The sequence below is a fragment of the Stenotrophomonas sp. B1-1 genome, from assembly GCF_010894375.1.
In the GTDB taxonomy this organism is placed as follows: Bacteria; Pseudomonadota; Gammaproteobacteria; order Xanthomonadales; family Xanthomonadaceae; genus Stenotrophomonas.
In genome coordinates this window covers 19,339-32,162 of sequence record NZ_JAAIUZ010000013.1, presented here as the reverse complement: position 1 = coordinate 32,162, position 12,824 = coordinate 19,339, and the positions used below count along the sequence as shown (strand labels likewise).

Below are 12,824 nucleotides of genomic sequence, written 5' to 3'. Positions count from 1 at the left end.
TCAGGCGGTCTCCGGTGCAGTGGCCAGCAGCAGGGTAAAGCAGGTGCCGGTGCCGGGCGTGCTGCGCACCTGCAGCTGGCCGCCGTGGGCTTCCACGGTGGTGCGGCAGATCGGCAGGCCCATGCCCATGCCCTGCGGCTTGGTGGTGAAGAAGGGCTCGAACAGGCGCGCCACGTGTTCGGCGGCGATGCCCGGGCCGGTGTCGCTCACGTCGATGCGCACGTGGCCGTCGATCGCCTGCAGTTCGATGTGCAGGGCGCGCACGCCGGGCTGCCCGCTCATGGCCTGGCAGGCATTCAACAGCAGGTTCACCAGCACTTGCTGCAGCTGGATGCGCTGGCCCGGCACGTCCGGCAGCGCGGCCACCTGGTCCACCTGCACCTGCACCTGCTCGCGCTGCAGCTCGTGCTGCAGCAGGCGCAGGGCATCGTCCACCAGCACGGCCGGGGCCAGCACTTCGTGCGCGGGCGGCGTCTTGCCCAGGAAGTCGCGCACGTTCTTGACGATGCCGCTGGCACGGCGCCCTTCGGCAATGGTGCGTTCGATCGCCAGTTCCACTTCGTGCAGTTCTGGCTGCGGTCGGCGCAGCCAGCGCAGCCCCGCCTCGCCATTGGTCACCACTGCCATCAGCGGCTGGTTCACCTCGTGCGCCAGCGACGCGGTCAGTTCACCCAGGGTGGCCACGCGGCTGGCATGGGCCAGTTCGGCCTGCGCGGCCAAGGCACGGGCCTCGGCCTGCTTGCGCTCGTGGATGTCGACCACGAACACCAGCACCGTGCCATCGCCTTCGCGGCGGTCGGGGAAGGTGATGGTGAACAGCACCGGCACCGTGCTGCCGTCGGCGCGCACGATGGATGTCTCGCCTTCGCAGTGCGGCGCGCCGGCAACGAAGGCGGCCAGCGATGCGGCGAAGGTGCGGTCGTCGTCGGCCAGCACCGCATCGACCGTCGCCGGTGGTGCACCTTCGCCGATCAGGCGGCGGAAGGCCGGGTTCAGGCCCACCAGGCGCGCCCGTTGCCGGAAGCGGGTGAGCGCCTGCGGAGAGGCCTGCAGATAGGCCTGCAGCTGCGCACGATCGCCCACCCCATGCCGCGACAGTTCGGCCTGCACCTCGCTCCAGTCCTGTTCCACCACGCCGATGCGGCTGCCGTCGAACATGCGCCGGTAGCGCTGTTCGCTGCGCACCAGCGCGGCGTGTGCGGCCTGCCGTTCGCTTACATCGGTATGCGTTTCCAGCACCCGCAGCGGCCGCCCTTGGCGATCGCGCTGCAACACCCAGCGGCTTTCCAGCCACAGGGTGCGGCCGTCACGGGTGCGCTGCGCCAGCAGGCCTTCCCAGCGGTCGTGCTGCAGCAGGTCCGCTTCAATCTGCGAGCGCGGCGCCGGGTAGCGGGTCTGCAGCAGGCGGTCGGCGGGTTGGCCGGCAGCTTCTTCGCGGCTCCAGCCGTATACCTGCTCGGCGGTCAGGTTCCAGAACCCGATCACCCCGGCCGGGTCGCGCACGAAGATCATGTCGTGCGACAGGTCCAGCAGCACGGCCTGGTCGGCCAGGGTGCGCATGGAACGCTGGTTCTGCAGGGCCAGCACGGCAGCGATCGCGATCGCCACCAGGCTGACCAGTGCGCGCACGGTCTGCGGCCCCACGTGGTCGATGCCGTGCGTATCCAGGTAGGCGCACAGGGTCAGCCCGGCGCCGGCCACGGCCACGGCGATGATGTCGCCGCGGCGGCCGGTGCGCGCCACCAGCAGCACCGGCAGCACGTACAGCACCGCCACCGCGCCTTCCAGCGTGGACAGCGTGTCGAACAGGGCGATGGCCAGCACCACCACGCAGGCCACCGCACGCAGTGCCATGGCAGGAATGATCCGGTGCGGGAACACCACGTCGCCGCCGCCACTGGGGTGCGGTGCCGGGGTCCAGGGGGATGGGGTGCGCGGCGTTGGCATCGGGCCTCCTGTGCCAGGGTGGGGCGCCGCCTGTCGGCCACGCCGAAAGACCGCTGCTACGGTCCCTTGCCCGCCCATGCTGGGCAAGGACCCGGCCCGGCGTCTTGCACGGATGTGCGCAGCCGGCCGGGCAAACCAAGGTATGCCCCGCACGATACCCAGGTGCAATGGGCGCCGGCCCGCGCGCTGCCTACGCTGGATCCGTCCCCTACTGGAACCGCCGTCATGACCGCTCCCACCTTTTCCAGCGCCCTGCGCGTACGCAACGACCTGGGCGCGCAGGCCGCCGCCGATCTGGCCCCGGCGCTGACCGCGCTGCTGGCCGACATGTTCGCGCTGTACCTGAAGACCAAGAACTTCCATTGGCACATGAGCGGTCCGCACTTCCGCGATTACCACCTGATGCTGGACGAACAGTCTGCGCAGGTGCTGGCCACCACCGATGCCATTGCCGAGCGTGCGCGCAAGGTCGGCGGCACCACCCTGCGTTCGATCGGCCACATCCAGCGCATCCAGCGCCTGCTGGATAACGATGCCGACTATGTCACCGCGCAGGACATGCTGGCCGAACTGGCCGACGACAACCGCCGCCTGGTCGGCTTCCTGCGTGCCACCCATGGCGTGTGCAGCGAGTACGGCGACGTGGCCAGCACCAGCCTGATCGAAACCTGGATCGACGAGGCCGAACGCCGCAGCTGGTTCCTGGGCGCCTGCCGCGAAACCCGCTGATCACTCGACCCGTCCGCATTGCAAGGAGAGCGGTAATGCACACCCCATTGGCAGTGGCTCCCCGCCGAGCCGTCCCCCGCCAGCCGCCTGGCCATGCTGGGCCATGATCTGAACAACGTGCTGCAGGCGGCCGCCGCCGCGATCGGGCTGGCACTGCAGGGCGGCCGCCTGGGCCCGGCCGACAGCGCGCTGCTGGACGTGGCCGGGCAGGCCCTGCAGCAGGGCGCCGGCATGGCCCGGCTGTTCCTGGGCCAGGACATTCCGCGTCCGTGCAGCAGTGACGGCGTGGATCTGGCCGAGCTGGTGCAGGAAATGGCGCCGCTGCTGCGGCATGCCGTCGCCCCGGCCCTGCAGCTGGAACTGGATGCCTGCGCGCTGTCCGGACGCGTGCAGGTGGACCGCAGTGCCCTGCAGCGTGCGCTGGTGAACCTGGCCCTGAACGCGCGCGAAGCCTGCGCGCCGGGCGCGCGGCTGCGCATCAGCACCGACACCTGCACCCTGGTGGTGGCCCGCCCCGGCCGCATACCGGGCCGCTACGGCATCGTGCGGGTGGCCGACAACGGGCCGGGCATCGACCCGGCCGTTGCCGCGCGCGTGTTCGAGCCCGGCGCCAGCAGCCGCGGCCCGGGGCGCGGCCTCGGCCTGGCCCAGGTGCGCGCCGCGGTGGAAGCCAGCGGTGGCTTCGTGGATGTGCAGTCCTCGCCACGCCGCGGCACCTGCTTCCTGCTGGCCCTGCCCAGCACGATCGCCTGATTCCTACGGAGAACGTCATGTCTGTTTCTGCCATGCCCCTGTCCCGTCACGTCCGTTCGCTGGCCCACGCAGAACTGGCCCATGCCAGTGCGCTGGGCGAAGTCCGCCGCCTGGATGGCACGGCGTTCCCGCTGCTGCAGGGGCTGTCGATCAAGCGCCTGCGGCTGGAAGCCGACGCCATGCGCGAAGCGCACTGGCATGCCAATGCCGATGAACTGGCCTACGTCTGCCAGGGCCAGGTGCGCGTGCAGGTGATCGACAACGGTGACCAGGTCACTGCGTTTGTCGTGTCAGAAGGGCAGATGTTCCACATTCCCAGCGGTGCACTGCATTTGATTGAAAACCTGGGCCCCGGCCGCGCCGAACTGATCATCGCCTTCAGCCATGCGCACCCGCAGGATTTCTCGCTGCAGGCGGCCTTCGGTGCGATGAGCGACGCGGTGCTGGGCAATACCTTCGATCTGCCCGCCAGCGCCTTTGCGGCGCTGCCACGCGATACCGGCACCCGCTACCTGGTACCGCGCCCGCGGGGTCTGCCGCCTGCGTCGCCCGATCATGCGCAGCCGCTGCGCTTCGATGTGGAAGCGCAGTCGGCGCCGGTGACGTTCCCGTATGGCCACGCACGGGTCGCCCGCAGCCAGTTCTGGCCCGCCCTGCGCCATCTGGCCATGTACTCGCTGCAGATCGGCGAAGACGGCATGCGCGAACCGCACTGGCACCCCGATACCGCCGAAATGGGCTACGTGCACCGCGGCCATGCGCGCATGACCGTGCTCGACCCCGACGGCAGCACCGACACCTACCTGTTGTCACCAGGCGATGTGTACTTCATTCCCCCGGCCTACCCGCACCAGATCGAGGCACTGGGGCAGGACATCCATTTCCTGGTGTTCTTCGACCGGCCGATGCCGGCCGATATCGGCTACCGCCTGTGTGGCGCGGCGCTGCCACCGGCCACCCTGGCAGCGACCTTCGGCGTGCCGGTGGAGCGCATGCCGGTGCTGCCGGCCACCGCCCGCGACCCGCTGATCGTGGCCCGCGGCAATCCTCTCGATCCCTGCACCTGAAGTAGGCCACCATGCAGGTCTTCCCGGGGAGGCCTGCGCATGCGCGGTATCGACTTCAGTTCCTGGCAGGGGGTGCTGTCCACGCTGGCTGGGCTGGCATTGATCACCCTGCTGGGCGTGGGCATCCGCCTGTTGGTGATGCAGACCCTGCAGCAGCGCCGCGAGCGTGAGAACCGGCAGATCAACGAGCGCCTGCGCACGCTGATGGCCGCCTACAAGACATTGGGCGGCTCGTTCACCGGCGATCTGGGCGTGGACCCCACCCATCTGCGCGAACTGCGCCAGCGCGCCCACGAAAGCGGCAGCACCGAGCCGGGCTCGGAGCGTGCACGGCGCATCCGCGATGCAGTGGAGGCGGCGTTGTCGGACATCCTGCTGCTGGGCACCGACGAACAGGTGCGGCTGGCCGCGCGCGCCGCCACCGAACTGGCGCAGGGCCGGCCGGTGCATACCCACGACCTGGTGGTATCGCTGCGTGATTTCGTGCGCCAGGCACTGGACCTGGCCCCGGTGCCGACCGACCTGCAGATTCCACCGCAGGGCCCGACCCGTCCGGCCAGTGGCGGCGCCGGCGGCAACAAAGCGCGAGGCGGCGAGGGCGAGGCCAAGGGCGGTCGCGGCGGTGGGGGCGGTGGCGGTGGAGCGGGCGCCGGCATGGGCGGCCTCGGCCTGGGGGCCGGCGCCGCGTTGGGCGCCGGCCATGCCAGCGAAGACGACCCCAGCGCGCGCTGAGTCGCTTCGCGTCGGGTCGGTCAGGGCAACAGATCGAGGATCGGCACGAAGCCGCCATAGATCATCCGCGCGCCATCGAAGGGCATCGGGTTCTTCGACGGATCCATGCGCGGGTCCTCCATCATCTTCTGCATGCCCGCATCGCGGGTGGCCTTGTCGGGCCATTCAATCCAGGAAAACACCACCGTCTCATCCGGCGTGGCCTTCACCGCGCCGAAAAAGTCGGTGGTCTTGCCCGGCGGCACATCGTCGCCCCAGCACTCGACCACGCGCAGCGCACCGTATTCGATGAACACGACGTCGCCCATGCGGGCGTGGGCCAGGAATTTTTCCTTGTTGGCGGTGGGCACCGCCAGGACGAAACCATCGATGTAGCTCATCACTTGCCTCCGTGGTGGACCGTGGCGGATGCACGGCCTTGCTGGTTCGACGAATGTGGGCGCGTGCAATCGACACGCCTGTGCCCATTGGAATGCAGTGCATGTGCACGCAGCGCGCGCGTATGCCAGAAAGTGCCTGAATCAAGCCAAAAAATTCAGCAATGCGAAGACCGCAGTTTTCAGGGAGCGTTGTGTCGAATAACGGAGAATTTACATTCCCGATGCGATGGCGCCTTGGCGCTGCTGCACACCATAAGAAAGTAAAGGTGTACCCCCATGAAGAATTCGCTGATTGCCCTGGCTCTGGCCGCTGCCCTGCCGTTCACCGCTTCGGCCGCTGAAAACCTGTCCTACAACTACGCCGAGGCGGACTACGCCAAGACCGACGTTGATGGCGTGAAGGCCGACGGTTACGGCGTCAAGGGTTCCTACGGCTTCCTGCCGAACTTCCATGCCTTCGGTGAGTACAGCCGCCAGGAAGTGGACCACACCAACATCAAGGTCGACCAGTGGAAGGTCGGTGCCGGTTACAACGTTGAAATCGCACCGTCCAGCGACTTCGTCGCCCGCGTGGCCTACCAGAAGTTCGACCAGAAGCACGGCCTGGATTTCAACGGCTACAGCGCTGAAGCCGGTATCCGCACTGCCTTCGGCGCCCACGCCGAAGTCTATGGCCTGGTCGGCTACGAAGATTATTCGAAGAAGCACGGCGTGGACATCGACGGCCAGTGGTACGGCCGCCTGGGTGGCCAGGTGAAGCTGAACCAGAACTGGGGCGTGAACGGCGAGCTGAAGATGAACCGCCACGGCGACAAGGAATACACCGTCGGCCCGCGCTTCAGCTGGTAATCGCTGCGCCGCGCGCCGTGCGCGCAGGCAACGCACGAACAGGCCCGGTCTTGACCGGGCCTGTTCTGTTTCAGCTATCGAAACCGCGCATGACCATTGGTCGGCGCCCGTGCTGCATTGCAACGAATTGGATTCCGCAGCGCGCGACGGCGGCCTACGGTGGCATTCCCGAAATGCCGGATATGCAGCGATGCCCGTCCTTCCGCCCCTGCTACCCGACCGGCCGCGCCGGCTGGCACTGTTGGATCCGCACCCGGTACTGCGGCTGGGCGTGGAAGTGCTGCTGCGGCAGCACAGCGGTGTGGAAGTGTGTGGCAGCTACGCCGATGAGGGCGAACTGCTGCAGCAGCTGCGCCGCGAGCCCGGCGGTATCGATCTGCTGTTGATCGATGCACTGCCACTGGGCGACCTGGGCGATGGCATGGCGCTGCTGCGCCGGTTGTCCCGCCAGTGGCCGCAGCTGCCGGTGCTGGTGTTGTCGGCGCACTGCAACGCCAGCACGGTCACCACGGCCATGCAGGCCGGTGCACGCGGTTTCCTGTCCAAGGCCACCGCGCCCGACGTGCTGCTGCGCGCGGTGGATGTGGTATCGCGCGGCGGCCGCTTCGTGCCCCCCGACCTGCGCGCCCAGCTCAGCCGCTCGCGCACGCTGCGCGCGGTGGCGCCCACTCTGGCGCCGCTCAGCCGACGCGAACGCGAAGTGCTGCGGCTGGTGCTGCAGGGCTGCAGCACCGGCGAAATGGCCCTGCGCTTCCAGCGTGCGGCCAGCACCATCAGTACCCAGAAGAAAACCGCCTACCAGAAGCTGGGCATCCGCAGCGATGGCGAACTGTTCCGCATCCGCCACCTGCTGGAATGCAGCTGAGCCCGGCTTACTGGCCCTGGTACTGCTTTTCTTCCACCAGCGCCGAACCGGCCACGCGGTTGATCTCGTTCTTCACCACGATGCGTTCGCCGTTGGTGCCGTACACGCCGCGTGCCAACTGCACGAAGGCATCGTCGAACACCTGCGCCGCTTCCTTGTCGCGCAGCTGGTCCTGGATGTCCCACATGCGCTCGTTGATCTCCTTCAGCTGCACCTTCAGCGCCTGCAGCGCGGGCTGCGCCTGCAGCTGCTGCTGCAGCAGCGGCAGCAGGCCGTCCAGTTCGGTGCGCACGTTGGCGACCTTGGCCGCATCGGTGATGCGTTCGGCCTTGATCTCGAGAATGGTGATCTTGTCGATCAGCTCGCCGATCGATACCGGGGTGAGAATGGCGTCCACGCGACTACTTCCTGGAAACAGGCGGCCATGATAACGCGCCTGTTCCCTGCCATCGCCGACGCTCAGGCATCTGCGCGGGCTCCGACAGCGCCAGGCAGCCACAGCAGCAGGGCCAGCACTGCCACGCTGGCACCGGCCACGCACACGCCGGTCCAGCCGAAGTGCTGGTAGACCTGCGCCGACAGCAGCGAACCCAGCGAGCCACCGATGAAATAGCCGGTCATGTAGCCGGCGTTGAGGCGATTGCGCGCTTGCGGCTGCAGGGCGTAGATCAGATTCTGGTTGCTGACATGCAGCAGCTGTGCGGCCAGGTCCAGTACCACCACGCCCACCAGCAGCGCCAGCAGCGAGTGCGCCGACAGCCCCAGCGGCAGCCAGGACAGCAGCAGCATCAGCAGCGCGATGGCGGTTGCGCGGCCGGCTTGGCCGCGGTCGGCCATACGCCCGGCCAGGCCCGCGGCCAGCGTGCCGGCAGCGCCGACCAGGCCGAACAGACCGATGGTAGCGTCGCTGTAGGCGTAGGGCGGCTGCGCCAGCAGGAACGCCAGCGGTGTCCAGAAGATGGCGAACATGGCAAAGCTGCAGGCCCCCAGCAGGGTGCGCTGGCGCAGCACCGGTTCCTGCACGAACAGCGTGCCGATCGAACGCAGCAGGGCGAAATAGCCCAGCCCGGCCGAGTGATGGAAGCGTGGCAGGCCGCGCTGCAGCGCCGCGGCGGTCAGCACCAGCACGCCAGCGGCGATGGCATAGACCAGGCGCCAGTCGCCCAGGCTGGACAGCAGCCCGGCCACCGTGCGCGCCAGCAGGATGCCCAGCAGCAGGCCGCTCATCAGCGTACCCACCACGCGACCGCGGTGTTCCGGCGCGGCCAGGGTGGCCGCGAAGGGCACCAGCACCTGCGCCACCACCGAGAACAGACCGGTGATGGCCGTGCCCACCAGCAGCCAGGTCAGGCTGGGCGCGCAGGCGCTGATCACCAGACCGCCGGCCGACAGCAGGCTCATCACCACGATCAGGCGCCGCCGCTCGAACAGATCGCCCAGCGGCACCAGCAGGATCAGGCCGGCGGCATAGCTCAGCTGCGCGGCGGTCACCACCATGCCCACCTGCCCGAACGGCACGCCGAAGGCATCGGCGATGGTATGCAGCAGCGGCTGGGCGTAATAGTTGCTGGCCACCGCTACGCCGGTTGCCACCGACATCAGCAGCACCTGCCAGCGGTGCAGGGGGGGAAGGGCAGGGCTCACGCGTTGTTCCGTAGTGCAGGGGCGCACAGTGTCCGCCTGCTGCGCCCATGATGGAAATGAATCATCATCATCCCTGTCATCTGAAAATGAGATACATGGGTGAACCTGAAGCAGCTTGAATTTGCCGTGGCCCTGGCCGAAGAAGGCAATTTCACCCGTGCCGCCGCGCGCTGCCACGTGGTGCAGTCGGCGCTCAGCCACCAGATCGCGCATCTGGAACAGGAACTGGGCACGCCGCTGTTCGAGCGCCTGCCGCGCCAGGTGCGCACCACCGCGGCCGGTGAAGCGCTGCTGGTGCATGCGCGGCAGGTGCTGGCCAGCCTGCGCCATCTGCGCGCCGACGTGGCGGCGGTCAGCGGTGAAGTCCGCGGCATGCTGGCCATCGGCCAGATCTCCTCACTCACCGACATCGACGTGGTCGCGCTGCTGGCCGCGTTCCAGCAGGCGCACCCGCAGGTGGAATTCCAGCTGCGGGTGGACAAGAGCGAGACCTTGATCGAGCAGGTGCAGGCGCGCGTGCTGGACGTGGCCCTGGTGGGGTTGGCGCCGTCGGCGCAGCTGGATGGGGTGTGCCAGCAGGTGCTGCTGGAAGAGGACCTGGTGGCGGTGCTGGCGCCAGGCCATCGGCTGGCAGGCCGGCGGCGGTTGGCCCTGGCCGATCTGCAGGACGAAGCGCTGGTGGATTTCCCGCGCGGCACCGGTGCGCGGCGCCAGACCGACGATGCCTTCGCTGCGGCCGGGCTGCCGCATGCGGTGCGCTTCGAGGTCAACCTGATGGAACTGGTGGAACGCTTCGTGCGCCAGGGCCTGGCGATCGGCATCGTGCCGGTGTCGATTGCCGCCGGCTTCCAGCACGTGCAGCAGGTGCCGCTGCAGCCCACGCCCACGCGCCGCGTGCACCTGGTCTGGCAGCGCCTGCCGACCCCGGCCGCGCGTGCCTTCGTGCAGGCCGTGCTCAGCCGCGCAGGCGCAGGCTCAGGCCCTTGAGGAAGTTGCGCAGCATCTGGTCCAGGCAGCGCCGGTAGTTGGTGTGGCCGGGCTGGCGGAACAGCGCGCCCACTTCCGACTTGGACACACGGAAGCCGGCACTGGCGAAGATCTCCATCAGGTCCACATCGCGCAGCTGGAAGGCCACGCGCAGCTTCTTCAGCACCAGGTTGTTGTCGATGCGGGTTTCCACCGGGCGCAGCGGCTGGCTTTCGTCGCGGCCGCGCAGGTGCACGATCAGGCCATCCAGGAAATGCGCCAGGGCACTGTCGCTCATCGCCTGGAAGCCGGGCTCGTCCTCGCGCAGCAGCCAGGCTTTCACCTGCTCGTTATCCACGGCGAACGCCGGGTCGGCCATCTGGCACAGGGTCACCACGTGGTGGTCGCCCAGATCCAGGGAATAGCGCACGCTGCGCAGGACATCGTTGTTGATCATGGCCCATTGTACCGGCCCGGCCGCTGTCACCGGACTGTCACCGGATTGCAGCATCGTGGGCGCTCTCCCGCACAGGTCCTCGCGATGCGCCGGTTCGTTCTCTCTGCCCTGCTGCTGGCAAGCAGCTTCAGCGCCAGCGCGCAGGCCCCGTACGTACCGCTGGAACAGCGGCTGAGCGCGGCGCAGCTGGCCGAGATCGGGCTCAGCCCGGCACAGCTGCAGGCGCTGAACCGCGCGCTGCGCCAGGCCGAAGGGCCGGGGCCGGAAACCCGCACCGCCGCCGCGCCGGTGCCGGCGGGCGTCCCCGCGCCGGCCGCCATGCACCTGGGGCTGGAAGAGGGCCCGGTGAGCGCGCGGCTGGTGGGCGAGGTGGCCGGCTGGGCGCCGGGCACCGTGTTCACTCTGGACAACGGCCAGCAATGGCAGGTCATGAAGGGCCAGATGAAGTTGCGCGCGCCGCTGCAGGCGCCGCAGATCGAAGTGATACCGGGCATTGCCGGGCGCTGGTTCCTGCAGGTCGATGAAGACCTGCCCAAGGCGCGGGTGTTCCGCCTGCGCTGAGCGATGCCGGGGTCGGATCCCGGTGCCACGGGCACCGGGCGCTGACCCCAACCCGTGCACCCCGGCGGGCACCCCGGCCCGATATGGCAAACGCAGGCGGCGGCCGACGGTGCCAGAATGGGGGTCTGGTTCCCCACGGAGTTGTCTGCATGACCCGCACCGTCCTGATTACCGGCGCCACGTCCGGCTTCGGCGCCGCCGCCGTCCATCGCTTCGCCCAGGCCGGGTGGAAGGTGATCGCCACCGGCCGCCGAGGTGAGCGCCTGCAGCCGCTGGTCGACCGCTACGGCAAGGACGTGGTGCACGCGGCGGTGTTCGACGTGCGCGATCCGGTGGCGATGGAGGCCGCGCTGCTGGCCCTGCCGCCGGCCTTTGGCGATATCGATCTGCTGGTGAACAACGCCGGCCTCGCCCAGGGCACGGCGCCCGCGCAGAGCGCCAGTCTGAAGGACTGGACCACCATGATCGATACCAATATCACCGCGCTGGTCACGCTCACCCACCGCCTGCTGCCGCAGCTGGTGGAGCGCAAGGGCGCGATCATCAACATTTCTTCAGTGGCCGGGGTCTACCCGTACCCGGGCGGCAACGCCTACGGCGGCACCAAGGCCTTCGTCAGCCAGTTCTCGCTGGGCCTGCGTTCGGACCTGCACGGCACCGGCGTGCGCGTGACCACCATCGAGCCGGGCATGGCCGAAACCGAGTTCACCGTGGTGCGTACCCATGGCGACCAGGCCGCCTCGGACAAGCTGTATACCGGTGCCAACCCGATGACCGCCGAAGACATCGCCGAACAGATCTTCTGGGTGGCCACGCTGCCACCGCACCTGAACATCAATCGGCTGGAGCTGATGCCGGTCAGTCAGTCGTTCGCCGGCTTCCAGGTCGCCCGCGGGTTGTAGAGTCGAGCTTGCTCGACTGATTTCAACGGCAGTCGAGCATGGCTCGACTCTACGAAAGCAAAAAGCCGGGCATTGCCCGGCTTTTCAACTTACTGCGCCTTGATCGCCATCGCCTGCAGCCCGGTGCCATCCAGCTTCTGCTTGGCTTCGGCCAGCTCGCCGGCGCTGCCGTACGGCCCCATGCGCACGCGGTACACGGTCTTGCCGTTGATCTGCGCCGATTCCACGCGTGCGGCCAGGCCCATCATGGCCAGCTTGGCCTTGGTCGCCTCCGCATCGCCAGACGCACCGAAGGCGCCGGCCTGCAGGATGTAGCGCGTGTTGTCAGCGGCGGCCACCGGTGCCGCAGCCGCAGCCGGCGGCTGCGCCGCGGTTTCGGTGCGTACCGGTGCGGTGGCCGGCGGGGTCGCCGCTGCCGCCGCGGGGCGTTCACTCAACGGCGCCGGCAACGGGCGTTCGCTGGCGGTAACCGCAGCGGTGCTGGCCACGCTGGCCGTTGCCACCGGCGCGGCAGCCGGTGCCGCCGCAGGCGCAGCCGGAACCGGCTTGCCTTCCAATGCCGCCTGCGCGCGCTGCGCCTCGGCCTTGGCCCGGCGCAGTTCCTCGGCCCGCGCGCTGGCGGCCAGTTCGGCGTCGGACATCTCCACTTCCTTGCCCGGCAGCAGGGTATAGAAGTCGTACTGGGTGGCGGCCGGCTTTTCCGGTTCAGCCGGCTTGGCGGCAGCGGCCGGCGTGGCCGGCTGGCTGCCGACATCGGCATCGGCGTCGGCCACCGGGGCCGGCTGCGCGTTCGGGTTCGGCTGCGGCCCGGCACGCAGGAAACCATCGCCTTCGCCCTTGAACAGATTGGGCGCCGCCAAAAACACCACGGCGGCAATGGCCACACCGGCCACCAGCCACACCCATCCGGGCGTGCCCTGGCTGCTGCTGTTGCGCCTGGCCTGTGTTTTGCCGCGTCGTGCTGCCATGTCT

The 12,824-nt window shown here is 68.8% G+C and carries 15 protein-coding genes; 9 read left to right on the top strand and 6 right to left on the bottom strand.

Going from position 1 to position 12,824, the window contains the following annotated elements; translation table 11 throughout:
• A complete protein-coding gene (locus G4G00_RS11785) occupies positions 1 to 1,947 on the bottom strand; it encodes an ATP-binding protein (protein ID WP_199911401.1) in 1,947 nt (648 codons plus the stop codon).
• A gap of 225 nt (positions 1,948 to 2,172) precedes the next feature.
• Between G4G00_RS11785 and G4G00_RS11780 the strand changes: the two genes are divergently transcribed.
• From G4G00_RS11780 to G4G00_RS11765, 4 genes are all read left to right on the top strand, one after another.
• Complete coding sequence (locus tag G4G00_RS11780) at positions 2,173 to 2,676, top strand: DNA starvation/stationary phase protection protein (protein WP_108751908.1); 504 nt, start codon at positions 2,173 to 2,175, stop codon at positions 2,674 to 2,676.
• Between the two features lie 93 nt (positions 2,677 to 2,769).
• Positions 2,770 to 3,429, top strand: a complete 660-nt coding sequence (locus tag G4G00_RS11775; RefSeq protein ID WP_164273703.1) for an ATP-binding protein — start codon at positions 2,770 to 2,772, stop codon at positions 3,427 to 3,429.
• A 17-nt stretch (positions 3,430 to 3,446) separates the two neighbouring features.
• The gene (locus tag G4G00_RS11770) at positions 3,447 to 4,496 is read left to right on the top strand and encodes a cupin domain-containing protein (RefSeq protein WP_164273700.1); all 1,050 of its coding nucleotides are present in this window, start codon (positions 3,447 to 3,449) and stop codon (positions 4,494 to 4,496) included.
• Between the two features lie 39 nt (positions 4,497 to 4,535).
• The gene (locus G4G00_RS11765; RefSeq protein ID WP_164273698.1) at positions 4,536 to 5,228 is read left to right on the top strand and encodes a hypothetical protein; all 693 of its coding nucleotides are present in this window, start codon (positions 4,536 to 4,538) and stop codon (positions 5,226 to 5,228) included.
• Between the two features lie 20 nt (positions 5,229 to 5,248).
• On the opposite strand, the gene G4G00_RS11760 is transcribed toward G4G00_RS11765, so the two are convergent.
• Positions 5,249 to 5,608, bottom strand: coding sequence for a DUF1428 domain-containing protein (locus tag G4G00_RS11760; RefSeq protein WP_108751912.1), 360 nt, complete (start codon positions 5,606 to 5,608; stop codon positions 5,249 to 5,251).
• A 276-nt stretch (positions 5,609 to 5,884) separates the two neighbouring features.
• On the opposite strand from G4G00_RS11760, the gene G4G00_RS11755 reads away from it, so the two are divergent.
• Complete coding sequence (locus G4G00_RS11755; RefSeq protein ID WP_108748202.1) at positions 5,885 to 6,457, top strand: Ax21 family protein; 573 nt, start codon at positions 5,885 to 5,887, stop codon at positions 6,455 to 6,457.
• A gap of 190 nt (positions 6,458 to 6,647) precedes the next feature.
• On the top strand, positions 6,648 to 7,322 hold the full coding sequence (locus G4G00_RS11750) for a response regulator transcription factor (protein ID WP_108751913.1): 675 nt from the start codon (positions 6,648 to 6,650) through the stop codon (positions 7,320 to 7,322).
• 7 nt (positions 7,323 to 7,329) lie between these two features.
• Here the strand turns inward: G4G00_RS11750 and G4G00_RS11745 are convergent, their stop codons facing one another.
• A complete protein-coding gene (locus G4G00_RS11745; protein WP_108748204.1) occupies positions 7,330 to 7,719 on the bottom strand; it encodes a DUF6165 family protein in 390 nt (129 codons plus the stop codon).
• A 62-nt stretch (positions 7,720 to 7,781) separates the two neighbouring features.
• The gene (locus tag G4G00_RS11740; protein WP_343125593.1) at positions 7,782 to 8,921 is read right to left on the bottom strand and encodes an MFS transporter; all 1,140 of its coding nucleotides are present in this window, start codon (positions 8,919 to 8,921) and stop codon (positions 7,782 to 7,784) included.
• Positions 8,922 to 9,065: 144 nt separating this feature from the next.
• Here G4G00_RS11740 and G4G00_RS11735 point away from each other — a divergent pair, with 144 nt between their 5' ends.
• A complete protein-coding gene (locus tag G4G00_RS11735; protein ID WP_108751915.1) occupies positions 9,066 to 9,953 on the top strand; it encodes a LysR family transcriptional regulator in 888 nt (295 codons plus the stop codon).
• On the opposite strand, the gene G4G00_RS11730 is transcribed toward G4G00_RS11735, so the two are convergent.
• Complete coding sequence (locus tag G4G00_RS11730; protein WP_108748207.1) at positions 9,922 to 10,389, bottom strand: DUF1456 family protein; 468 nt, start codon at positions 10,387 to 10,389, stop codon at positions 9,922 to 9,924. The genes G4G00_RS11735 and G4G00_RS11730 overlap by 32 nt on opposite strands.
• Positions 10,390 to 10,473: 84 nt before the next feature.
• On the opposite strand from G4G00_RS11730, the gene G4G00_RS11725 reads away from it, so the two are divergent.
• Together G4G00_RS11725 and G4G00_RS11720 are read left to right on the top strand one after the other, a co-directional pair.
• On the top strand, positions 10,474 to 10,950 hold the full coding sequence (locus G4G00_RS11725) for a hypothetical protein (protein ID WP_108751916.1): 477 nt from the start codon (positions 10,474 to 10,476) through the stop codon (positions 10,948 to 10,950).
• Between the two features lie 149 nt (positions 10,951 to 11,099).
• Positions 11,100 to 11,852: an SDR family NAD(P)-dependent oxidoreductase gene (locus G4G00_RS11720; protein ID WP_108751917.1), complete on the top strand. Its 753-nt coding sequence runs from the start codon at positions 11,100 to 11,102 to the stop codon at positions 11,850 to 11,852.
• A gap of 89 nt (positions 11,853 to 11,941) precedes the next feature.
• Here G4G00_RS11720 and G4G00_RS11715 read toward each other — a convergent pair whose 3' ends face one another.
• Entirely contained in the window at positions 11,942 to 12,820 is an 879-nt protein-coding gene (locus G4G00_RS11715) for an SPOR domain-containing protein (protein ID WP_164273695.1), read from the bottom strand.
• Positions 12,821 to 12,824: the final 4 nt, after the last annotated feature.